The sequence below is a fragment of the Bradyrhizobium sp. USDA 4452 genome, from assembly GCF_054063575.1.
This window is the reverse complement of record NZ_JBSSGK010000001.1, coordinates 7,655,208-7,677,906: the sequence shown is the minus strand read 5'-3', so window position 1 is coordinate 7,677,906 and position 22,699 is coordinate 7,655,208. Positions and strand designations below refer to the sequence as shown.

Annotated in this window: 20 protein-coding genes; 1 reads left to right on the top strand and 19 read right to left on the bottom strand. The window is 62.7% G+C overall.

The features are described from left to right. Positions 1 to 21: 21 nt before the first annotated feature. From actP to ACVISU_RS36070, 14 genes are all read right to left on the bottom strand, one after another. A complete protein-coding gene (gene actP, locus ACVISU_RS36135; protein ID WP_456710146.1) occupies positions 22 to 1,716 on the bottom strand; it encodes a cation/acetate symporter ActP in 1,695 nt (564 codons plus the stop codon). Next, on the bottom strand, positions 1,713 to 2,030 hold the full coding sequence (locus ACVISU_RS36130) for a DUF485 domain-containing protein (protein ID WP_456710145.1): 318 nt from the start codon (positions 2,028 to 2,030) through the stop codon (positions 1,713 to 1,715). The genes actP and ACVISU_RS36130 overlap by 4 nt, the downstream gene beginning before the upstream one ends. A 454-nt stretch (positions 2,031 to 2,484) precedes the next feature. After that, positions 2,485 to 2,718 carry a DUF2274 domain-containing protein gene (locus ACVISU_RS36125; RefSeq protein WP_456710144.1) on the bottom strand — a complete coding sequence of 78 codons (234 nt, stop codon included), beginning with the start codon at positions 2,716 to 2,718 and terminating at the stop codon, positions 2,485 to 2,487. 4 nt (positions 2,719 to 2,722) lie between these two features. Next, on the bottom strand, positions 2,723 to 4,006 hold the full coding sequence (locus ACVISU_RS36120) for a TrbI/VirB10 family protein (RefSeq protein WP_456710143.1): 1,284 nt from the start codon (positions 4,004 to 4,006) through the stop codon (positions 2,723 to 2,725). After that, a complete protein-coding gene (trbG, locus tag ACVISU_RS36115; RefSeq protein ID WP_456710142.1) occupies positions 4,003 to 5,028 on the bottom strand; it encodes a P-type conjugative transfer protein TrbG in 1,026 nt (341 codons plus the stop codon). Before trbG ends, ACVISU_RS36120 begins: the two co-directional genes overlap by 4 nt. Next, complete coding sequence (gene trbF, locus ACVISU_RS36110; protein WP_456710141.1) at positions 5,025 to 5,729, bottom strand: conjugal transfer protein TrbF; 705 nt, start codon at positions 5,727 to 5,729, stop codon at positions 5,025 to 5,027. The genes trbG and trbF overlap by 4 nt, the downstream gene beginning before the upstream one ends. Positions 5,730 to 5,732: 3 nt before the next feature. Next, positions 5,733 to 6,881, bottom strand: coding sequence for a P-type conjugative transfer protein TrbL (gene trbL, locus ACVISU_RS36105; RefSeq protein ID WP_456710140.1), 1,149 nt, complete (start codon positions 6,879 to 6,881; stop codon positions 5,733 to 5,735). A gap of 26 nt (positions 6,882 to 6,907) precedes the next feature. Beyond that, positions 6,908 to 7,660 carry a P-type conjugative transfer protein TrbJ gene (gene trbJ, locus ACVISU_RS36100; protein ID WP_456710139.1) on the bottom strand — a complete coding sequence of 251 codons (753 nt, stop codon included), beginning with the start codon at positions 7,658 to 7,660 and terminating at the stop codon, positions 6,908 to 6,910. A gap of 27 nt (positions 7,661 to 7,687) precedes the next feature. Next, a complete protein-coding gene (trbE, locus tag ACVISU_RS36095; RefSeq protein ID WP_456710138.1) occupies positions 7,688 to 10,264 on the bottom strand; it encodes a conjugal transfer protein TrbE in 2,577 nt (858 codons plus the stop codon). Beyond that, positions 10,258 to 10,515: a VirB3 family type IV secretion system protein gene (locus ACVISU_RS36090; RefSeq protein WP_456710137.1), complete on the bottom strand. Its 258-nt coding sequence runs from the start codon at positions 10,513 to 10,515 to the stop codon at positions 10,258 to 10,260. The genes trbE and ACVISU_RS36090 overlap by 7 nt, the downstream gene beginning before the upstream one ends. Further along, positions 10,515 to 10,859 carry a TrbC/VirB2 family protein gene (locus ACVISU_RS36085; protein WP_456710978.1) on the bottom strand — a complete coding sequence of 115 codons (345 nt, stop codon included), beginning with the start codon at positions 10,857 to 10,859 and terminating at the stop codon, positions 10,515 to 10,517. Before ACVISU_RS36085 ends, ACVISU_RS36090 begins: the two co-directional genes overlap by 1 nt. Before the next feature lie 42 nt (positions 10,860 to 10,901). Continuing rightward, positions 10,902 to 11,885 carry a P-type conjugative transfer ATPase TrbB gene (trbB, locus tag ACVISU_RS36080; RefSeq protein WP_456710136.1) on the bottom strand — a complete coding sequence of 328 codons (984 nt, stop codon included), beginning with the start codon at positions 11,883 to 11,885 and terminating at the stop codon, positions 10,902 to 10,904. Then, positions 11,878 to 12,429, bottom strand: coding sequence for a CopG family transcriptional regulator (locus ACVISU_RS36075; RefSeq protein WP_456710135.1), 552 nt, complete (start codon positions 12,427 to 12,429; stop codon positions 11,878 to 11,880). Before ACVISU_RS36075 ends, trbB begins: the two co-directional genes overlap by 8 nt. Positions 12,430 to 12,441: 12 nt before the next feature. After that, positions 12,442 to 14,472: a conjugal transfer protein TraG gene (locus ACVISU_RS36070; protein ID WP_456710134.1), complete on the bottom strand. Its 2,031-nt coding sequence runs from the start codon at positions 14,470 to 14,472 to the stop codon at positions 12,442 to 12,444. A gap of 627 nt (positions 14,473 to 15,099) precedes the next feature. Between ACVISU_RS36070 and ACVISU_RS36065 the strand changes: the two genes are divergently transcribed. Beyond that, on the top strand, positions 15,100 to 16,230 hold the full coding sequence (locus ACVISU_RS36065) for a Fic family protein (RefSeq protein WP_456710133.1): 1,131 nt from the start codon (positions 15,100 to 15,102) through the stop codon (positions 16,228 to 16,230). Positions 16,231 to 16,431: 201 nt separating this feature from the next. Here ACVISU_RS36065 and rlxS read toward each other — a convergent pair whose 3' ends face one another. From rlxS to ACVISU_RS36040, 5 genes are all read right to left on the bottom strand, one after another. Next, entirely contained in the window at positions 16,432 to 18,399 is a 1,968-nt protein-coding gene (gene rlxS / locus ACVISU_RS36060; RefSeq protein WP_456710132.1) for a relaxase/mobilization nuclease RlxS, read from the bottom strand. 586 nt (positions 18,400 to 18,985) lie between these two features. Then, a complete protein-coding gene (locus ACVISU_RS36055) occupies positions 18,986 to 20,074 on the bottom strand; it encodes an IS110 family RNA-guided transposase (RefSeq protein WP_456710131.1) in 1,089 nt (362 codons plus the stop codon). 553 nt (positions 20,075 to 20,627) lie between these two features. After that, positions 20,628 to 20,939, bottom strand: coding sequence for a DUF736 domain-containing protein (locus ACVISU_RS36050; RefSeq protein WP_050406627.1), 312 nt, complete (start codon positions 20,937 to 20,939; stop codon positions 20,628 to 20,630). A 985-nt stretch (positions 20,940 to 21,924) separates the two neighbouring features. Continuing rightward, positions 21,925 to 22,176, bottom strand: a complete 252-nt coding sequence (locus tag ACVISU_RS36045) for a PilZ domain-containing protein (RefSeq protein WP_456710130.1) — start codon at positions 22,174 to 22,176, stop codon at positions 21,925 to 21,927. 89 nt (positions 22,177 to 22,265) lie between these two features. Then, positions 22,266 to 22,676 carry a hypothetical protein gene (locus tag ACVISU_RS36040; protein WP_456710129.1) on the bottom strand — a complete coding sequence of 137 codons (411 nt, stop codon included), beginning with the start codon at positions 22,674 to 22,676 and terminating at the stop codon, positions 22,266 to 22,268. Between the last annotated feature and the right edge of the window lie 23 nt (positions 22,677 to 22,699).

The following is a 22,699-nucleotide window of genomic DNA, read 5'->3' as shown; positions in this document are numbered from 1 at the left end:
TGCCTTCCAGGCGCCCCGATGCTACGAGGCCGCCGCGGCGAGCGCCGGGCGGTCGCTGGCCAAAGCCGTTCCGATCTCGGATTGGATGAACTGCGCCGCGAACGCTTCGCGTTCGCGCGCCGCGCGTTCGCTGTGGTCCGTTACCGAGAACAGCCAGACGAACAGGAAGGCGAGCGGCATCGAGACCAGCGCAGGATTGTCGTACGGGAACAGCGCGGTCGGAAAACCGAGGACGGCGACCCAGACCGTCTTGCTGAGCGCGACCAGCACGACCGATGCGACCAGCCCGGCGAGGCCGCCGGCGACGGCACCGCGCGTGGTGGTGCCACGCCAGAACATGGCCATGGCCAGCACCGGAAAATTGCAGCTCGCGGCTACCGACAACGCAAGTCCTGCCATGAACGCCACGTTCTGGTTCTCGAAGGCATAGGCTAGCAGAACCGCAACGATGCCGATGGCAACAGCCGATATCTTCGAGACCAACAGCTCGCGCGCTTCCGATGCTTTGCCGCCGGCTAGCACCTGGCCGTAGATGTCATGGCTGACGGCGGACGCGCCGGCGAGCGTTAAGCCGGCGACGACGGCGAGAATGGTCGCAAATGCCACCGCCGAGATGAACCCGAGTAGCAGCGGGCCGCCCATCGCATGGGCGAGATGGATCGACGCCATGTTCGGCCCGCCGACCAAGTCGGCAATCTTGTTGAACTGACCGGACGCCACGACATTGAAGTAGCTCGGATCGGTCATCAGGATCGCTGCGGCGGCAAAGCCCAGAACCGGAATGATCCAACAGAAATACGCCACGCAGACAGTAGCATAGAACACCGATTTGCGGGCCGCCGCGGCATCCTTCACTGTGAAGAATCGCATCAAAATGTGCGGTAGCCCGGCGGTGCCGAACACCAAAGCGAGGCCGAGCGAGATCGCGGAAAGCGGCTCGGCAAATAGTCCGCCGGGTACGAGAATGGCGGTTCCCTTGGGATGCACGTGGCTTGCGGCCTCGAGCAGCTGGCCAAGGCTGAAGTCGAAATGCCACATCGCGGCCAGCGCGAGCAGCGTTCCACCGCACAGCAGCAGCACGGCCTTGGTGATTTGGACCCAAGTTGTGGCCTGCATGCCGCCGACGATCACATAGAGAATCATCAGCACGCCAACGCCAAGCACGGCGAAGATGTAGTTGATGCCGAACAAGAGCTGGATCACCTTGCCGGCGCCGATCAGCTGCGCGATCAGATAGAACAAGACGACGACGAGACTTCCGGTCGCAGCAACGAGGCGAACCGGCGTTCGCTGCAAGCGAAATGCGGCGGCGTCCGCAAAGGTGAAGCTGCCCAGATTGCGCATCCGCTCCGACATCAGGAACAGCACGATCGGCCACCCCGTGAGAAAACCGAGTGCGTAAATGAAGCCGTCGAAGCCGTTGGCATAGACCAGCGCGGAGATGCCGAGGAAAGCCGCCGCCGACAGGAAGTCCCCAGCAGTCGCAAGGCCGTTCTGAACCGGCGTGATCGCATGTCCGGCGGTGTAAAAGCCAGCCTTTGATCCGGTGCTGCCGGCCGAGCGCCAGGTGATGACAAGCGTCACGGAGACGATCATGAGGAACATCCCGATCGCGATCCAGTCGGGCCCGCGCGTCCCCACTGTGGCCACTCCCTGGGCCACCGCGGCGAATGGAAAGGCCACGCAAAGCGCTGTCAGCAGCGATCTGGCGATCATCGGCCGAGCTCCCGCTTGACGCTGCGCGCGAGTTCGTCGAAGTGCGTATTCGAGCGCTGAACATAGAAGCCGGTGCAGGCGATGATCGCCACAACCATGAGAAGCGCGAGTGCAAAGCCGAGCGGCATCGCGCTGCCAGCGAAACTCGCGCCAAGCGCGGCTTTCGCGGTCGAGATCAGCGCGATGAAGCCGAAGAACATGACTAGCGTCAGGATGGACAGACCCCATCGCAATCTCGCGCGTCCCGAAACGAGTTCCTTGAACGTGCTATTGGCAAGGATTTGTAGCGTGCGATCGGGCGACAGCTGCGGCATCCCATTCCTCCCTCGGAGACATTTGCTGACCGTCGCGCCCATCCGCGTGCGTTGCTCCGCAGAAACTCAAGGCTCGAGGCGTCTCCTCTCCCAGGCTTCGAGCATCAGGATCCGAACTGGATCCGGCAAGGTGATATCCTGCCAAACTCCGGGTGATTTCATGCCACATCGCCGCCCCTTCGAGAGCAGCGAAAAATTGCGAATTATCGTTCGATGCCGACCGTTTCGGCCGGATGCGTAGTTCTTTCGCATTGCGGGGAATCACTACGCCATGAAGGCCGAGCATGTCCGCCGCTCAGCGGAAATATCGTAACTTTGCAAACGCCACATACTTTCTACGACCCCTGAGCTACATCGAAGGATCCATCGCGGCTTTTTCGAGAATCTCGCCGACGAAATTGTACCTTCTCCTGAGATGATTGCACCGTACCCGCAGAAACAACTTCTGCCGTGGTCAATCAAAGCGAGACGCCTGTTCAGCGCGTCTCCCTTTGCTGCCCTTCCGAAACTCGGCGTCCCCGTCAAGGAACGCCTCGAGCATAAATGGCACCAAAGTCGCGACTTCCTCACGATTGCCGTACGTCTGCGCATAGAAATCAGCGTACTCGCGCGATCGCTTCGCAAGAGTCGGCATCAACACAACGTTCAACTTCTCCGGTGTCCGATCAGGTAACTTCGCAAGCTTCATACCCTCACCTGTCCTTTGCCGCAGCTCGAACATCCTGATACGGCTTCATTACGAGATCTTTCGACACAATCACCCGCAATGGCCAGCCCGGCCGCACCGTGATCGTCGGCTGCACATCAAGCTCCCGCTCTATCAGCCGCTGCCCCGCCCGATTGGTCGTTTGCTGCGTGCTTTCCCGCAGCGCCTTCACGAGATCGCTCTCGTCGTTGCCTATCGAGAGCTGGGTCCCCACCCCGATCAAGGTCGCCAGGGCCACGCCCTTGAGCAACTGCCATGTATGGAAGTCCACTTCGTCCTCGAGGCCGGCGTAGCCTGCGACGTCTGTCGCCGGGAGGTTCTCGACCACGATCGAATTTCCGTTCGGCAAGATCAGTCGCGACCAGACGACAAGCGCCCTCTTCTGCCCAAACGCAACAACGCTATCGTATTTCCCCGTGATCCTGGTCCCCTGCGGGATCAAGAGGTGCTCACCAGTCACCGTATCGTAGACGTTCTCTGTGACTTGGCCGATGGTCGCCCCGGGCAAGTCCGAATTCAGCCCCGTAACAAGGCTCGCCGGAATGATCGACCCAGCCATGACCGCATAAGTAGACGGTGGCGGTTTGAGAGTATGAGGATTGGTAGTCCCCGTATCGGCTTTCGCTGCCGCGAAGGCGAGCTTTCGTGCCTGCGAGGCGGGAACGATCTCGCTTGATCGGTCAACCATTGCCAGCGCCGTCTTGGCGAGTTCCGCAGCCGATGGCCCGGTGTCGGGGGTTGATGGCCGAAATTCGGATAGAGAAGCAGCCGGCGCATCGGTTGTGCTCGTGCTGGCCTGCTTGCGCTTCTCCTGCCTCTCCGACAGCCGAAAGAACAAGCCCGACTCCCTTGCCTGTTGGGCGACGCGAGTTTGCCGGATGCGTTCAGCCCGTTCAGCGTCTTCCTCCGGGTTGGTCCGGAAGCCCGTATCCGACGCCACGCCCGCCTTCTTCTCATTCTCCGCAAAGGCCCGGCCGATGTCCCCCGGCGACGGTGGTCCAAGCCGCGGCGTCGAAGGCGGTATCTCCTCGTAGGATTTTGGCAGCTTACTCAACCCTTCGGCGGTCTGCTTGCGGTCGGTATTGTAAAGCTCTGTCCGCTCCGGCTGCTTGAAGGGGTGCGGTCGGAGCGCAATGAGCGTCGCGCCAGCAATGAACAGCGCGGCGATCGCGCAGCCGGCCATGAGGGCGCGCCGGTTGAGACGCCGAACCGGCCGTGGACGCGCTCGCAGTTCCAGCGGCTCCGGATCCTGATCCAATCCCGTCGTCATGAGGCGCTCCCGCTGCTGAAGGCCTGCGACACTGGTCGGGCGTCGCTACGAATGATCCGGACGACGCGCTGTGGATTTTCGCCAAGACGGAGCTCCGCAGCACCGAACATCCGATCGACGATGTAGTAGGAACCGCGAACCCGGTAATTGACGAGGTTTGGGCGCCCATCGGCGCCGGCAACGAACAAGGGCGGCGCCTCCCCTTGTGAGAGACCGGATGGCATCTGGATATAGACCTTGCGACCATCGTCGAACGCACGCACCGGCCGCCACGGCGGATCGTCTCCTTCAATGCGATAACGAAAGTTCAGGCTGTCGAGCCGCACGCCGCGGTCGGCGATACGCTCCTCGCTCTCCTGGGCAGCGACGTTTTGCTTGTGGAGGGCGACAAGCGTATCCGTCGGATAAGTCCAGGAAATCGACGCCATGTAGGTCTGCTTGGTCGAGACGAGCTCGAGGTGATAGGCCCGTCGGTCGGTCAAGACCACGAGGTTGGTCTGAATATCCGGCAATGTCGGCTTGACCAGGATGTGCACGCGCCGGGAATTCCCCTGCCCGCTCGAGGTATCGCCAACCACCCAGCGAACCGTATCTCCGGTCGAGACGTCGACCAGTTCCTCGCCCGGCTGAAGCCCGATGGTCGAGACCTTTTCTGGGCTTGCATAGAGCCGGTAGAGCGCACCTTCCGTCCACGGATAGACCTGGATGGCGTTGATGTATCCGGCACGCGTCGGCTCCATTCTCGCCGCCTTGTTGGCCTTGGCGATCGCCTGCTCCGGCGGTAGCTTTTCTTCCTTGCCGCCCTTAGGCGGAACGGGTTTCAACTGGCCCGGCAGCGGCAGAACCTTTGGCGTTTCGACGACTTGTACCGGCGCCGGCGGATCGGTCTCTGGAACGGCCTTCTCAAAGGACATTTCATCATACGGCGCTTCGAGGTTGAGCTTGGTGGCGCATCCGGCAAGCGCAAGCGACAAGGCAAGGACGCTGGCCGACGCGAGCCTGGTGAGAGCGGCAGAGTTCATTTGGCGTCTCCAATGAGGTCGCGCGACCAGTTGAGGGAATGAACGTAGAGGCCGAGCGGATTCTTCCGTAGCGTTTCCGCATCTGCGGGCGGCTTGAGGACCGTGGTGACGAGACCCGTGAAGCGTTCGGTCTTTGCGACCGCGCCGTTCTCGTAGGCGTTTTCCTTCCAGCGGATCTCGAAGCTGTCGCCGGACGCGCGCACCACGGATGTGACTTCGGCGGTCACCGTCTTCGACCCGATCTTTGTGAACGGATCGGTTTCCCGCGCGTAGTCGTTCAACGCCTGCGCGCCGCGGTCGGTAACGAAGTCGTAGGCATGCAGCCAGTTGGCCCGGACGATGACCGGATCGATCGACAGCGACCGTACGTTCTCGATGAACCGCGCAAGGAAATGCGCGATCTGCGCGTCTGACGGCTGGTAGGCTTCGAGTGCCGGTCCAACGGCGCGGACTTCACCGAGCCGATCGACCTCAACCACGTAGGGAACGACACCCGAGCGCGCGATCTGCGTAAAGATCGTCACACCAAGGACACTGGACAGCCCGATGGCTGCCAGCGCCGCCAGCCGCCAGTTGCTCGCCTGGACACGGGCGGAGCCGAGCCGCTCGTCCCAGACCTGGGCTGCCTTCTGATAGGGAGTGACGGGCTTTGGCGTCTCGCCATAGCGGACCGACACGCGCTGAAAGGGGTGAGATGCCATGGGTTACTCCTCCCCCAGTTTTGGACCCGACGAATGCCCGCCTTTGTCACCTTCCTTCAGGGTATGAGCGGCCACCTGTGCCGCTTCTCTCGCATGTCCGCGCCCCAGCGAGCCGGTCGCTTGACCTGCGCCTGCGGCGGCCGCACTGCTCGTTTTGCCGCCCGCGCTTGCACCCGCGGCCTGCCCCACCGATAAGGCGCCGCCCGACGTGCCAGCAGCCGAGGACGCACCCGCGAGTGATGCTGCAGAGCGGACGGCGGCCATTGAGCCGCCCGCCGCAGCGCGCAGGCCACCCATGGCCACCGCTCCGCCGCCGATCACGACGGCCGCTGCGCCCGCCACCGATCCGGCGGCGGCTCCAGCGCCAAGCTGAGGAGCCCCGGAAACCAGTCCTGCTGCGATCCCCGGACCAAAGATGCCGAGGCCGAACAGCGAGAGCGCCGCAAGCAGCAGGCTCATGGCCGACGTAATGTCGATCGGCCGCGTCAACGTTCCCGCAAGCTGACCGAAGATGGTGGAGCCGATGCCGATGATGATCGCGAGCACCATCACCTTCACGCCCGACGCGACGACGTTACCGAGCGTCTTCTCGGCTAAGAACGCAGTCTTCCCCCACAAGGCGAATGGCACCAGGATGAAGCTTGCCAGCGTCGTCAGCTTGAACTCGATCAGCGTGACGAAGAGCTGCACCGAGAGGATGAAGAACGCGAGCACGATCAGGATCCAGCAGAACAGCAGGATCAGGATCGTCGGCAGGTTGGTCAGGACGTCGAAGCCCGAGAATTGGCCGGTCTCCTCCAGCAGAGGATGGGCCGCTGTGAACCCGGCAGCGGCGACAAAGCCCGGCCGCGCCAAGTCGGCAGCGCTTAAGCTGCCGCCGGAGGCCTTAAGCCCGATGCCGGAGAACGACGCAAAGACGATATCCGCGAGGCTCTTGAAGTTGCCGATGATAAACGCAAACGCGCCGACATAGAGCACCTTCTTCGCCAACGTGACGAGGATATGGTCATCACTGCGCATGCTCCAGGCCAGCCCCGCAAGCGTCACGTCGATGCCGATCAGGGTCGCACTGAGGAACGAGACTTCACCGGACAGAAGACCAAACCCAGAATCGATGTAGCGCGAGAAGGTCTCGGTAAAGCGGTCGATCACGGAAAGATCAGCCATGGTGCCCTCGCCTACTTGCCGCCAGCGTAGGAATGGCCGTCGCCGATGAAGCGGATGAACCGTTCCTTCGCGGCAGCCGCCGATGCCTGCTGCTCGGCGGCTCGCAAGGTGTCGGCGCGCGCTTGCGTTGCCATCAATGCCTGGGCCTGCAGCGACTGCTTGATCTGCAAGGCGAGAAGTTCATTGCCCGACTGCTGCGCCTGCAGGGAGCCGACTGCAGCAGACGACCTGGCCGTCAGCGTTCGCAGCGTCTGCCCATCCTGGTCGAGCGTACTGACGATGGCCGATTGAACAGTGAGCGACTGCTTCAGCCCGTCGTAGCTATTGTCCCAACGCATTGTGGCGTCCTCCACCATCTTGTCGGACGAGACGGCGGCCGCGTACTGGCGGGGATAAAGCCGCTGGAAGTCCTGCTGCGTCGCCTGAACATCGAAGGAGATGTTCTTTGCCTGGTTGATCAGGCCGTTCATCTGATTGATCGTCGATGTCAGCTGACCCACGACGCTCGTGGGCAGGCTTGCGAGATGCTTGGCCTGATTGAGCAGCGACTGCGCCTGGTTTTCGAGGCTCCTGACCTGATTGTTGATCTGCTCGAGCGCGCGCGCGGCGGTCAGGAGATTCTGGCCGTAGTTAGAAGGATCAAACACGATATCGAACGCCCCGAGCCGTCGCGACCCGTTCACGGCGATGACAAAAGATAGTATTGTTGTTACGATAATTCTTGAGGTTGTACGCGTGAACACGCGGCCGATACTTTCGAGCATGGAAGACTCCAGGGATTAAGGTTGAGGTCAGGCCCTGTGGGCCTGTTCGAAGGTGCTGATCAGGTTGGCGGCCCAGTGCAGACCGCGTTCGGCGAGGTAACGCTCAGCGAAATGGTGAGGCCCGGTGCGGGCCAAGACCGCGTCAATGGCGCGCTGATCCTCCGGCGAGGACGCTCCCACAAGCGCGAGCGCGACCGGACCAAGGCCGAGCTCAAACAGGCGGTTGCCGGCACGCGACTGCAGATAGTAGTCGCGCTTGGGAAAAGCTTCTCCGATCAGGCGCACCTGCGTGTCGTTCAGGCCGAAGCGCCGATAGGTCTCGATCTGGGTCGGCTCAAGGGCACGGGGGTTGGGCAGGAAAATCCTGGTCGGACAGGATTCGATGATCGCGGGCGCAATCTCGCTGTCGGCGATGTCGGCGAGCGACTGCGTGGCAAAGATCACTGCCACGTTCTTCTTGCGCAGCGTCTTCAGCCATTCGCGAATCCGGTTCGCAAACAGCGGGTCGTCGAGAAACACCCAGGCTTCATCCAGCACCAGCAATGTCGGTCGGCCATCAAAGCGGCCTTCGAGGGTGTGAAAGAGATAGGTCAGTACCGGCGCCACCAGGCCCGGCAACGCCATCAGTTCTTCCATCTCGAAGGTCAGCACGTCCGCCCCCGAAAGCCGGTCCGCGTCTGCATCGAGGAAACGGCCGTAAGGGCCCTCGAGCGTGTAAGGCTGCAGGGCCTGCCGCAGCGCGTCGCGGGCAAGCAGCGCCACCAGCCCGGTCATGGTCCGCTGCGAGACCGGCGCCGAACCGAGGCTCTTGAGCGCCGACCAGAGCGTCTCCTTGACGTCCGGCGTCACGGTGACGCGCTCATGAGCCAGCACGCCGCAGAGCCAGTCGAGCGCCCAGAGTCTCGCCCCCTCGTCCGCGACGTCCTTGAGCGGTTGAAACGCGATGCCGCCCCTGGCACCCAGCTCATACCAGGCTCCCGACAACGCAAGCGTGGTGGCACGCGCGGACCTGCCCTTGTCAAAGGTAATCAACTGAGCATTCGGATAGCGTCGAAACTGCAACGCGAGCATCGACAGCAGGACCGACTTGCCCGCGCCGGTCGGACCGACAATGATGGTATGTCCGACGTCGCCGGCGTAGAGCGACAGCCGGAACGGGGTCGCGCCCTTGGTTTTCGCAACCAGAAGCGGCGGTCCATCAAGGTGCTCGCAGCGCTCCGGTCCGGCCCATACCGCCGACAATGGGCACATGTGGGCCAAGTTCAGCGTGTGAACGATGGGCTGGCGGATGTTGGCATAGGCTTGCCCAGGCAGCCCGCCGAGCCAAGCCTCCACCGCATTGACGCTCTCGCGGATGGCTGTGAACCCGCGGCTGTTGATTACCCGCTCGACCGCGCGGATCTTCTCGTCCGCCTGACGGGAGTCCTCGTCACTGACGGTGACTGTCGTCGTGATGTAGCCGAAGGCAACCAGGTCGTCGCCGAGCTCGGAGAGCGCCGCGTCCGCATCAACTGCCTTGTTGCTGGCGTCGGTGTCGAGCAGCGCCGCCTGCTCGTTGAACATCACTTCCTTCAGGATCGCGGCAAGCGACTTTCGCTTGGCAAACCATTGCCGGCGGTAACGCGACAGCGTGGCGTTCGCCTGGGTGCGCTCGAGCGGAATGAAGCGGGTTGCCCAGCGATAGGCGACGCCGAGCCGGTTCAGTTCATCAAGCAGGCCCGGAAAGGTCACGTGCGGAAACCCCAGCACAGTCAGCGCGCGAAGATGGCTGCGCCCGATCGCAGGCGACAATCCGCCGGTCAGCGGCTCGTCGCTCAGGAAGCAGTCGAGATAGACCGGAATTTCGGGAACGCCGACCGGATGGCGCTTGGTCGAGATACAGCCATGAAGATAGGTGAGCGTCTCCGCATCGCTGAGAGGCCAGATTTCCGGCAGGACCGACGAGAGCAGATCGATCGCGCGGTCGGTTTCCTGGACGAAGCGCTGGAGATGGTCCCGGTAGCCCTGCTCGCTTCTCTCGGGATGCCCGCCCTCGATCTCCGTGTCGCGGACGTCGATTTTCGCCAGATTCTCGGCTTGATCGACGTGCGCGATCGATTGATGTCGCCAACCTCGCCTTGCTGTTCGTTTCCTGCTCCTCGGACGCTCCAGGAACAGGCCCTCGAAGCGCGAGACCCTCTCCGGCGGCGGCAAGTACATTAAGGTCAGATGCAGCACACTTTCAAAGTGCTGCCCGCCGGGGCGTGACGGATCCTCCCACGTCGCCCCGGCGGCGCCTGCGAACGCAGCACGGCGCTCCTCATCAACCAGCCAGGATACCGAATCCGGAAACTCCGATCGCGGATATTCGCCAGCCGGGATGCGCGTCGCATCAAAGAAGAGCGCCCAGCCTGAGCCGAAACGCTTCAGAACGTTGTTGACCCGTGACGCGACGCTCATCAGTTCGGCCTCGGTCGCGCTGTCGAGGTCCGGTCCGCGGTAGCGGATCGTCCGCTGGAAGCTGCCATCCTTGTTGAGGATGACGCCCGGAGCGACCAGGCATGCCCATGGCAGCCAATCAGCCAGCCGATACGCGTTGCTGCGAAATTCTCTCAGGTTCAGCATGCGAGCCGCCCCTTGTGCTTAGTGTGCCGGATGGCGACCTCGACAAAGGCTGGATCGCGCTTGGCGAGCCAAACGGACATGCTGTGTCCGACGACCCAGAGCACGAGGCCGGCCAACCAAAGCCGCAAGCCGAGCGCCAGCACGGCGGACAGGGTCCCGATCAGGATGGCCGCGGCGCGTGGCGCCCCGCCAATCAGGATGGGTTCAGTCAATGAGCGGTGGAGCACGAGTTCGAAACCTTCCGCGCGCATCAGATCAGTGCTCCACCACCGAACGAGAAGAACGAGAGAAAGAAGGAACTCGCAGCAAAGGCGATCGAGAGGCCGAACACGACCTGGACCATCTTGCGGAATCCGCCGGACGTGTCGCCGAAGGCCAGCGAGATGCCGGTCACGGTGATGATGATGACCGCGACGATCTTGGCGACGGGCCCTTGGACGGATTCCAGCACGCGCTCGAGTGGCGCTTCCCACGGCATGCCTGAACCGGCGGCATGTGCCGCCGAGACGCTGAGAAGCACACATGCCGAGGCCGCGCTAAGCTCGACCAGGGGAAACACGCGGATCGAACGATAGCGGCAAAGATGCGCACGCATCTTGAGATGCAGTCGAATGGACATATTGCGGGCTCCTTGGGATCAGGGACGGTGGAGGACGTTTGGAAATCCGGGCGGGGTCTCAAGCAGGTAGTCGCCTGCCGGATTGAGGCCCCTGAGCTCGACGACAGTCTCGATGCGCCGTGCGGGGCCCCGCCCCTTGATGAAGACGATGAGGTCGATCGCCTCGGCGATGAGCCGACGCGGCACGGTTGCGACCGCTTCCTGGATCAGTTGTTCGATCCGGTAGAGCGCAGCGCGGGCAGAGTTGGCATGAACGGTGGCAATTCCACCGGGGTGACCGGTATTCCAGGCCTTCAGCATGTCGAGCGCCTCGGCGCCCCTGACTTCGCCGACGATGATTCGATCGGGACGCAAGCGAAGCGTCGAGCGGACAAGATCAGCCAGGCTCGCCACGCCCGCCTTGGTCCGGAGCGTCACGGCATCCTTTGCACCGCAGCGCAGCTCGCGGGTGTCCTCGATAATGACCACCCGCTCCTCAAGGCCGGCGATTTCCGCAAGAAGCGCGTTGGCGAGCGTCGTCTTGCCCGAACCGGTGCCGCCGCCGATCAGAATGCTGCGCGCCTCGATGACTGCGGTGGTCAGCACCTTTGCCATCAGCGGCGAGGCAATCTGAGCCCTGACGTAGTCGGAAAGGCGGAATGTGGTTGTTGCCGGCTTGCGGATCGAAAAGCATGGCGCCAGCGAAACCGGTGGCAAAATGCCCTCAAAGCGTTCGCCGGTTTCGGGGAGCTCCGCCGAGATGATCGGAGACGAACCGCTCGCTTCCGCGCGCACGTGGCTCGCAACCAGCCGAATGATCCGCTCCGACTCCTGCGGCGTCAGGACAACGCCGGTGTCGGCGCGACCCGTGCCGTGGCGGTCAAGCCAGAGCTTTCCATCGGGATTGACCATGACCTCGACCACGTCAGCTTCCTCGAGGGCGAGCGCGATTGCGGGGCCCATCGCGGTCCGCAACATGCTGCGACGGCGTTCACGGGTCTCTGGCGAGAGGAGATCAGACATTGCCGACCTCCTCTCGCCCTGCCGGAGAATGCTCCGGCGGCTCGCCCGTGGCGCTCGGCGCACGGGATCCGATATCGCGAGCTTGGGCTCCGCCCGGAGAGGCGTCCTCCTCCAGGTTGCGCATGAAGAGATCCGGCTTCGCCGCGCTGACCCGATCCATGACGTCGGCAACAAGCCGGCCGCCCGCAGCCACGCGTTTGCCGACCTGCGCGACAAACATCTCGAACCGCTCGCGTCCGAGCGCCCGCGCGGCGTCCTGATCGCTCGAAGGCAGCGGCGGCGTGATCGTCAGGTAGTAGCGGATGAAGAGCGCAATGGTTTCCGCCAGGACGCCGAGATCGCGGTCGGCCCGTTCCATCTGCCGGCTCATCCGGTCGAACCTCCGGATCAACGCCGCATCGCCACTGGTGTCCCGCTCAGGGTTGAGAAAGCGATCCAGCGCGGCATTCACGATCGCCGATTTGTTGGATCCCGGGCGCTTGGCGGCGAGCTCAAGCCGCTGCGCGACGCTTTCGGAAACATATGCTGACAGTTTCGGTTTCATTGTCAGAACTCTTCAGAAGGAAGGGAGGAGATCGTCGTCGTCGCGGGTGACCGCGTGTGCGCGGCGGGCGGCGCTCGATGTATTTGCCGCAGCTTGCTGCATCTGGCTGCGGTCGGCGGCAACGTCAGACTCATCGTCGAGCAATCGCTCTTCGATGGTGCGAACGTCGCTCGGAGGCAGTGCGGCCTCATCGAACAGCGGCAATTGCTGCTTGAGACCGCCTTCCTCGCCGCCGGTCTGCATGAGCTCGCGATACGGCAAGGTCGCGAGGCGCAGGTCGACGGAGCGCACCTCCCTGCGCCAATCGTCGGGACGGGCCGCCGGCCGGTCGGCGTACGCCTCGCCCGCCAGAGATGGCGGCTTGCGCAGACGACTGACGAAGTTTGCGTCCTCGTAGTGGCGCAGCTTCGTTGCTCGGACCGGTGCAAGTCCCGAAACAAGGACGATGGCCTGATCTTGCGGCAGCTGCATCACTTCGCCGGGCGTCAGCAAGGGACGCGCGGTCTCCTGACGGCTGACCATGACATGGCCAAGCCAGGGAGCCAGTCGATGGCCCGCATAGTTGCGCTGTGCACGCAACTCGGTCGCAGTGCCGAGCGCATCCGAAATGCGCTTTGCGGTCCTCTCGTCATTGGCGGCAAAGGCGATGCGGACGTGGCAATTGTCCAGGATCGCATTGTTCTCGCCGTAGGCCTTTGCGATCTGGTTGAGCGACTGCGCGATCAGGTAGGCACGGATGCCGTAGCCCGCCATGAAGGCAAGCGCACTTTCAAAGAAGTCGAGCCGGCCGAGAGCGGGAAACTCATCCAGCATCATCAGGAGCTGGCGATGCCTGCCGTCCCCTTCCTTAGGTTTCAGCACCTCGGTCAACCGGCGGCCGATCTGGTTGAGGATCAGCCTGATCAGCGGCTTGGTACGGCTGATGTCGGACGGTGGAACGACGAGATAAAGCGTGACCGGCTTGTCGGCACTCACGAGATCGGCGATACGCCAGTCGCAGTTTCCCGTGTTTCGGCTGACGACGGGGTCGCGGTATAGGCCAAGAAAACTCACGGCGGTCGACAGCACGCCGGAACGCTCGTTTTCAGACTTGTTGAGAAGCTCTCGTGCCGTCGCGGCCACGACGGGGTGTACCTTCAGCTCGGCATCGGTACCGAGATGATTGGTTGCCAGCATGATCCTGAGCGTCTTCTCAAAGGACTGCGCCGGATCGGCCAGAATCTCGGTGACCCTGGTGAGCGTCTTCTTTTCTTCCGCATAGAGAACGTGAAGAATGACACCAATCAGAAGCGAATGACTGGTCTTTTCCCAATGGGTTCGGCGTTCAAGCGCGCCTTCGGGGTCGACTAGGATGTCAGCGATATTCTGGACGTCGCGAACTTCGGCGGCGCCTTTGCGCACCTCGAGCAGCGGATTGTAGCAGGCGCTTCTTGCGTCGGTGGGATTAAACAACAGGCAATGGGAAAACGTCGACCGCCAACCGGAGGTCAGCTCCCAGTTTTCGCCTTTGATGTCGTGCACCACGGCCGATGACGTCCATGAGAGCAATGTGGGCAGCACCAGTCCGACGCCCTTGCCCGACCGCGTCGGGGCAAAACACATGACGTGCTCCGGCCCATCGTGACGCAAGTAGTTGTTCTCGAGGCGTCCTAGAAATACGCCCTTGGGGGCGAGCAGGCCGGCAGTTTTGATGTCCTTCGCCGTTGCCCACCGCGCTGATCCGTAGGTCGTCACCAGTTGGCTTTGGCGCGCACGCCACACCGAGTTGACGATCGCAAACAGCGCGCCTGCGATGCCGCCGGCGGCGGCGATGGCTCCGCCCTCCTCAAAAATCTCGGGCGCATAGACTTCGTACGCGTACCACCATTCGAACAATCGCCAGGGCAGATAGACGCGATAGCCGACGATCAGGAACCATGGCGCGCCAAGTCGCTCCTGAAATCCGAGCGCCGCCGCCGTCCATTGGGTTGCTCCCCATGTTGATGCGATGACGATGCCGAAGACGATCGTGATCTGGCCGAGGTAGATTTTTGCCGGAAACATTTTCTGCCCCACTCAACTCTCGCGAACGAGCGCGGCGAGATAAAAAGCGGGAGTCCGTCGCACACTCAACCTAAATAAAAATCGCTTGCGACAACGAGATCCGTATCGATCAAGCCCATCAATGCGAGATCGTCGATGCGACAATCTCGGCGTGGTTGAGGAAGCGGCTCAATAGACTGTGAACGCCGTGATCAAGTTGGACCAATCATCCAGCTTGCGTTGATTTGCTCATGCACTGGCGCGCGCGGGGAGTGAGAGGATGAATCGATCGCGTTGCTCGAGCGCAGATGTTCGACCGCGCGCATCGACCGATGTGTCCGCAAAAGGGCGGCGTTATACTCACTTTGCGAAACGAGTATAAGCGCACGAACGAGCTCGCGCGCAGCCATCGCCATCGGCGGACGTCTATGGTGGCGAAGGTAGCGCCAACGTCATCTGCCGTGAATTGGGGTGGCTTCGAGTGGAGCGCGAGGGCGGAGCGGCGGGCGAGTTGCCAACGGACCCGCCCTCAAGATTGGCCGTCCGGTCGCATGCGGAGATTAGCCTCCCTATTCTCCGCATGATATGCGGTGAATAACCTTGCAAATGCGGGGAAAGTCGCCATATTCTCCGCAAGGAGCGCGGAGAATGGCGGACTATATCCACCAACTACCTGATTGGCCTCACTTTTCCTGGGATAGCAACACCTTGGCGAAACAGCTTGCAGCCGTCCGCCTGCGCCAGGGCCAGCTCATCGGCCGGATGCAGGCTTTGGGCTTTCCCCAGCAGGAGGAGGCCGTGCTCACGACCCTGACCGAGGAAGTCCTCAAGTCCAGCGAGATCGAGGGAGAAAAACTCGACAAGGACGCGGTGCGCTCTTCGCTCGCGCGTCGCCTCGGCATGGATGCGGGTGCCCTACCGTCAGCGGATCGCAACGTCGAGGGCGTGGTCGAGATGATGCTCGACGCCACTCAGAAGTTCAAAGCAGAGCTCACAGCAGAGAGACTTTTCGGCTGGCACTCCTCGCTGTTTCCGACCGGACGCAGCAACATGAAGAAGATCGCCGTGGGCGCCTGGCGCGACGCCTCGGCAGGACCGATGCAGGTCGTCTCCGGCGACTACGGACGTGAGCGCGTGCACTACGAAGCACCGACCGCCGAAAAGCTTGACGCTGAAATGACCGCGTTCCTTGACTGGTACAACACCGAAGAGAAAATCGATCCGATCATCAAGGCCGCAATCGCGCATCTCTGGTTCGTGACCATCCATCCCTTCCAGGACGGCAACGGGCGCATCGCGCGTGCCATCGCCGACATGTCGCTTGCCCGCTCTGAAGGAATTCCGCAGCGCTTCTACAGCATGTCCGCCCAGATCCGCGCGGAACGGAAGACCTACTACGATTTGCTGGAGACCACCCAGAAGGGTGATCTCAACGTCACACCGTGGCTTGATTGGTTCCTGGGCTGTCTCGACCGCGCCTTCAGTGGGGCGGAGACCATTCTCGCAGCCGTGCTCGACAAGGCGGACTTCTGGAAGCGGCATGCCCCAGCCCAGATCAACGACCGGCAGCGTGATATGCTGAACCGCCTGCTGGACGGCTTCGAGGGCAAACTGACATCGAGCAAATGGGCAACGATCGAGAAGTGCTCGCCCGATACTGCCTTGCGCGATATCCAGGGCCTCGTCGATCAGGGCATCCTCGCCAAGGACGAGGGCGGAGGCCGAAGCACGAGTTACTCCCTCGTCTCATCTGAACGCCGTGGCGAGCGAACGCGGTGATTAAATACTGGCTCAGGCGCGGTAGCAAAGTGAACGGCCCGTACCGCACGACAACAGCCGCTCCGAACGCACTGGCTGGTTATCCTATTTTCGCAAGAATAGTATAACCGGTAACGATCGCAGCACCTTGCATTCAACTCGGAAGATTTCACGCAAGCGGCTTCGCAGGTAGCTGAACCGTCCGGCGAACTCCATCGCCCTTCAGCGTCCGATCCCGCGCTTGATCCCGATAGACCAGGAGATACCCTCGCCGCCGACAATTCCGGTGACCAATTGCCCGCGCGCCCTCTCCAGCACCGGCCGCCACGGCACCAGCACGAAATCATGGGATCGCTCGATCAGCGCAAACCTTCCACTGTTCAGTGTCAAGCTACGCCGATAGATGCCACTGATCGTGTCACCGGCCTTGGCACCGACATGTGCAAGGCCAGTGCGCGCGGATATGTCGGCCGCGGTCCGTGCTACTTCGCGCGCTTCGAGGGTCTCGAGCATGTTCCGCGCAAAGCGCATCCGGCCACCGTCCTCCCGCGCCAGCCCCTGCTCGATCAGCCATTGCCGCCTTGCTCGCAACGCGGCCTCGACATCCGCGCCAAAGCCGCTCGACGCGAGCTCATCGGGCGCCTTCCCAACGAGCTTGCGATCGAGCCAGGTTGCACCCAGCGCCTGCGGCAAATCTTCAAGCCTTTGCCATGACAGCACGGCGACTCGCGCTGGATTGCGTGATTGCTGGAGTTTCTCGTATCGGAGAGCGCGGTCCAGATAGTCCCGACCCACACTCCAACTGCCGTCGGCAAGACGGGTTACGATCCCTTCGCGCCGCATCGCCTCTAGACGACGGACGTGAGATCCGACAAATTCGCCCGATGCTTGGGGATCGAACTCCCGATGCAGACGGTCGCTGTAGATGCCGCCATGGCGGGCGGCGATTTCTGCGATCGTCCGGTCAATTGTGCGCGGTTGGGCGGCACGCGATCTGAGTTCCAGGATGGCGTTGCGCACCGGCGGCTCGTCGTTGGCACCGAGAGCGCCGATCTCGGCATAGTGCGTTCGGCCGTCCACCCCATCAAGCACGACATAGCGCCGCTCCGTCAGTTCATCGGCGAATCCTTCGCCGACGACCCGTCCGACCAGGCGATTGCCACCGCGTTCCGGATCGAAGATCGCATAGTCCCCGGCGGCTTTCGAAACTCCTGCCGCAGCAAGCTCACGATGCATGGTCTTAATGATGTCGCCGCGTTCCCCCATGCGTCGCAACTTCGGCTCAAGCTCAGCGTCGATCCGCCAGCGCCCCGGCTCGCTCTCTTCTGCGAGCCCCATCCGCTCCAAGGTTCGCAGCCGTCCAATCCGTGCCGTTTGCCAGGCAGGTTCGCGCCCGGATAACGCCCCCGACTCCAGAAGCCCGTCCCGAGCGTCGCGCAGAATGGCCCGGTCGAGCCGCGTGAACCGCTCGGCCGCGACTTCTTGCTGGAGCTTGCGCGCGACCTCGATTTCCGTTTCAGGGCCGAGCTCTCGCGTGATGAGTTCCGCAGCCCGCGACCGAAAGCCGTGAGCGATATAGTCGCGCGCGATAATGAGGTCGTTTCCTTCACCGTCCTTGCCGCGCAGAACGATGTGGGCATGGGGATGGCCGGTGTTGAAATGATCCGCCGCGACCCAGTCGAGCCTGGTGCCGAGGTCCTGCTCCATCTGATGCATGAGATCACGAACGAACGGCTTCAGGTCCGCGATCTCCGCACCGTCCTCTGGCGCCACGATAAAGCGGAACTGGTGGCGGTCGCCGGCGCTGCGTTCCGTGAATGCCTTGCCATCGGCGCGGTCTTTGCCCGCATCGTAGAGCTCGCCTGGTTCGCTAGCGCGCGTGACGCCATCGCGCTGGACGTAGCGAAGGTGCGCTCGCAACGCACCGGGGTCACCGGCCCTGACGCGAACGATCCGGGCTTTGATCACGACGCGGCGCTGGCCCGGGTTTCGACCACGGCCCGCCAGTACCGCGCCTTGCGCGTGGCCGCGGCCGATGCGGCCACCGGTGAACGACGAAGCCCGTTGCGCGACGGCGCCGGCCTTAGCCGCCTCCTGACGGATGCGCCGAAGATAGCTGGTCGCCTTCCTGGCTCTGCGGTTGCCAATCCGTCCGAGCTTTACTTCGAATTCGTCGTCGATCTCTCGCATGGTCCGCATCCGACGGTTGGAGAAGACGCGGATATGTGGAGTCGACGAACGATCGCCAAGACGCAGACGCAATTGCCCAAGCTCTTCATTGCGTTGGGTCGAGCTTGGTGAAGGCGAATGCTCAGGGAGCGCCAAATCTTGGATGTGCAGACAACCACTTGGCTGCTCTTCGGCGCTAGTGCTTTTATCTTGCAGGTTTAATCGGTCGTCTTGGTTGCTTGCTCTCACCCATTGTCGCTTCCTCTCTCTGCTGTGACAAGGTCCTCGCATCGACGCCACGCAGCCTCGCCGACGACGAGAGTCCCGGTGCGCCGTGCAGGTTTCCGCGCTCGTCGACGGGGATAAATTCGCTGCGATAAGGCAGCCGATAACCGTCGCGGCGCATCTTTCCATCGGTTGGACGGAGCCACATCACAGGCACTTCGGCGTGGTCCAGTCGCCCGTTGAGGGGCGTGGCCACACGCAAGATAACGTGCGTTCCGTCGTCGTGGATCTGCACCAGGTCTCATCCGCGCGTCGCGGAGCTCCGTGTTCAAAACGTCGCGTTCATCAGCTCAATCGCTCTCCCAAATCGGCGCCTGCGACCTCACGCGAGGGGCGTGAGCAGCCTGCGTTCCTTGACGGCGGCGCGTGCGCTGACGTCCGCCTTGGCGGCGTCCGGATCACCGCAATAGAACGTGCCATCGACCCACATCGCGTGCATGATCACCGCGAGCTTGCGCGCCACCGCGACGGTTGCCTTGCGATGCGAGGTGCGTTTGGCGAGCGCCAGGCCCCAGCTCCTGACCTTGTCTTTCTTCTTGTAGCGGGTCAAAAGCGCGCTCGCCGCCTCGTACAGCGCGCGGCGCACGTCGCCGTCGCCGGCTTTGCTGATCCGGCCCTGGACGTCGATCGAGGACCCGGACTGCCAGCGCCGCGAGGTCAGGCCAAAATAGGCGGCGACGTCGCGCGAGCGCCTGAACCGGGAAGGATCGTCAATTGCGGTCATGAAGCTCAGCGCCGCGATCGGGCCGACGCCCGGAATCTGCATGAAGCGCCGACACAGCGCGTGGCCGGCGACCAGTCTGACCACCAGATTGTGCAGCCGGCAGTACTCTTTCCACAGCGCCGCGCGCGCGTTCAGCATGGCGTCGATCAGCTCGCTGACCAGCGCATCGTGGGCCACCGCGTCCCGCACGGCTTGCGCAAAACCACCTCGCCCGACCCGGTTGAGGCGGATGCCAAACGCCTTCAGCGAGTGCCGGACCGCGTTCTCGAGGTCCAAGAACTTGCGCTTCAGATTGCGCCGGTGGGTCAACAACAGCCGCAGCCGGTAGCAGGCTTCGCTCTTGATATGCGCCTTGCGGAACCAGCCGGTGCGCATGATGTGGGCGATGCCGAGCGCGTCGGTTTTGTCGGTCTTGTTGCGCTGAGCCTTGAGTGCCGCGCGGACGTGCAGGGTCTCCAGACACACTGCCGGCAAGCCGAGTTTGACGAGCTCCGGATGCAGCCAGGGCGACAGCGACCCGGCCTCATGGCCGAGCCGCCGCAGCCGGGAAAGATACGGTTTGAGTGCCGCCTTGATCGCATCCGGATCGGTCACGACCGTGATTTGCAGGGCGACTGCACCCTTGTCGTCGACCACGCAAATCGCGCTCTCGTCCATCCCGACATCCAGTCCACAGAACCATTCCATCGCACGCCTCCCGCGTTGCTGAGGCGGCGCAGTGTGCGGGTTATTCGGCCGGCCGGCCACGTCGGCAGCCGCACATTCTGGCGCAGACCGATTACGGGCGGCCTTCCTAATCGGTCGTCTCGTGGGCTTCATCTCACCCATTCTCGCTTCCTCTTTGTGACAAGGTTCTTGAGTCGACGCCGTGACGCGTCATCCGCGAGGAGAATTCCGGTACGCCTCTTGCGCGCTCATCGGCGGCACAAACTCGCGCAGCAAGGCAGCGCGGTCGCCGTCGCGGCACATCTTTCCATCGGATGGACGGAGCCACATCACAGGCACTATCGCGTGGTCCAGTCGCCCATCGCGCCGAGACCGACAATCGGCTCTTCAAACGACGGAGATACCCTGAAAATCAGCGCAGAACGGCGCGCAAAGATCCGCCCGATTGATGGTATGTTGGCCGGCGGCGACGGCTTGATCAGAGTGTAGGATACCGCTCCGCTCCTTTCCAAAGCGGCGCAAGATGCGCAAAATGCCCCGCCTCTGGCGAGGCGGGGCCGATGATCTGTCAGGATCAGTCGCCGCTGCGGCGGGACCAGATCAGGCTGAAACCATCCTCGCCTTCGACCTTCACCAGCGAGGCGTAGATCGGGGCGGGGAAGCTCGGATCGTCGAGCTTGACCGAGAGATATTCGCGATCGCTGTCGCGGACGGTCTTCTTCCAGGCGGCGCCGAACTCGGTCGCGCCGGCGAAGATCCGGTAGTCGGGAGCCTTGTCGTTGTCCTTCTCGGACGCTGCGAACTTGGCCTTGATGTTGAGCGTCAGCGTCTTGATCGAGCCGGTGTAGCCGTTCTCTGATGCGGTGAAAGTGCCGATGGTCGCCATGATGATCTCCGTCTGTTTTGCTCGGGCCGCGTCCATCGCAGCCTCGATGGCGATCCCTTGCCCGGGGGGCGATCGGCCCGCAGCCTTTGGGGCCCGCAGCGCAAGCGGAGGACGGCGACAAGCCTGCTTTTTTGTCTTCCCGCGAGGAATGCCGCCACTTCGCGGCAGGGGAAAAAAGCAGGCGTGAGCCGTTGCGGGAAGGCGATCGAGGCGCTTGCCGTCCCCCGGGCTTGATCAGCCCAATCGTGACTGGGCTGGACGCGGCCCGAGCAAACGGACGGAGCTGGCCGTGGCAACCACCTCTGAGCAGCGCCAGCAGCTCGCTGGGTCGGCGAAGGACAAGCCAATGCCCGCAGGTCAATCACGGCGAGACGCAGTCGCACAGCGCAAAGGAACCTGGCCGCATTTTTCGCGAGAATGAACCGGCAATACCCCCGGAATTTCCGTCACAGTGCGCTCTTTACAGCGCGGCGGCATGACAGGATCGAAGCGGCCGGTCTGGTTGGCTTGCCCGGCAAAGCAAGGCGCGACACTCTCCCGGAACTGCGGCACTTGGCGTTGATCGCGCGGATCGCTCGCCTGACCGGAGGAAGGGTTTGCGTTGCGCCTCGCCACTTGGTGCATCCATGAGATCGGCTACGCGCTGTCAGGCGCGCAGCCGGTTCTTGGAGCCTATCGTAGCCGCTCACGTGGCTCCCTGGTTTGCTGCCCTGCGCCTTGCTTCGGATCGCGATCGGCGCCATCTGGCTGAATCACAACGCGCCGTTCGTAGTGATCAGCGAGTTGCAGCAGACGTTTCCTGATGAAGGGATCTGCCTGTTCGGCGAGCGCCCGCACGGTCCGCGCTCTCTCTTTGCAAAAGTCGTCGTCCATGGCGTCCCACTGAATTCACAGCAGGATAGGCCGGCTCGGCTGGGCCCGCGTTTGACCTAAATCATATTGCCATGGCTTTTCCCCGCAATTCGCAGGCATTTGGCAATAGTCGTCACACAATGAACACGACGCCAACCCAGTCGCCTTCGCGCCAAACGACGCTGCACGTGTAGGTCTTGCTGGGCGGAACGATAAGCGTGAATTGGTCGGGAAGAGAGGATGGCGGTTCGTCTGCCTTGAGCGCTGCGCCATGCGCGGTGATATCGCGCACGAGGCAGCACAATGACAAGTCACCAAACCTGATCAGCGCATTGTCGAGCGATGGATTGCGGACAGACCTTCGTCTGTCCGGAAGAAAAATCATGTCGTGCCCTCAATAATCAATGCAAAATAACACCGTTGCCGTACGGGATACGTTGCGTGTCCACTAACGACGGAACTCCACGCGCGGCATCATGCCGTGCGCCGATTGGATCGACCTTTCCCGCGACGGCGCCGCGGCCCGTTGCGGCGATGCCCGCGCGGAAGATCAGATGATTTCGCCGTATTTCTTGCGGCGGGCTCGCTCGTTGGCGGAGCGTCGACCGGGCGAAGCGGCGACCTTCGAACAGCGACCGCCGTTTGAAGTGCGGCGAGAAATTGCCGTCCCTCTTCCGTGATCTCCCAACCTTCTGCATCGCGAACCACAAATTTGGCTGAGAAGATGTTCAGGTCAGGCGCATGTTCGGCCAACCGCTTCATGCGATCAGTCCAGTCTTTACCGCTGTTCATCAGTATTTCGACCGCGTGCCGAACTTCGGCGACGGAGGCCCGCCCAGTGGGCTGGCCATCCAGCACTTTCAGGACGGTCAGCTGGAAAGACAACTTCCACGTCTCCGGTCAGGCTG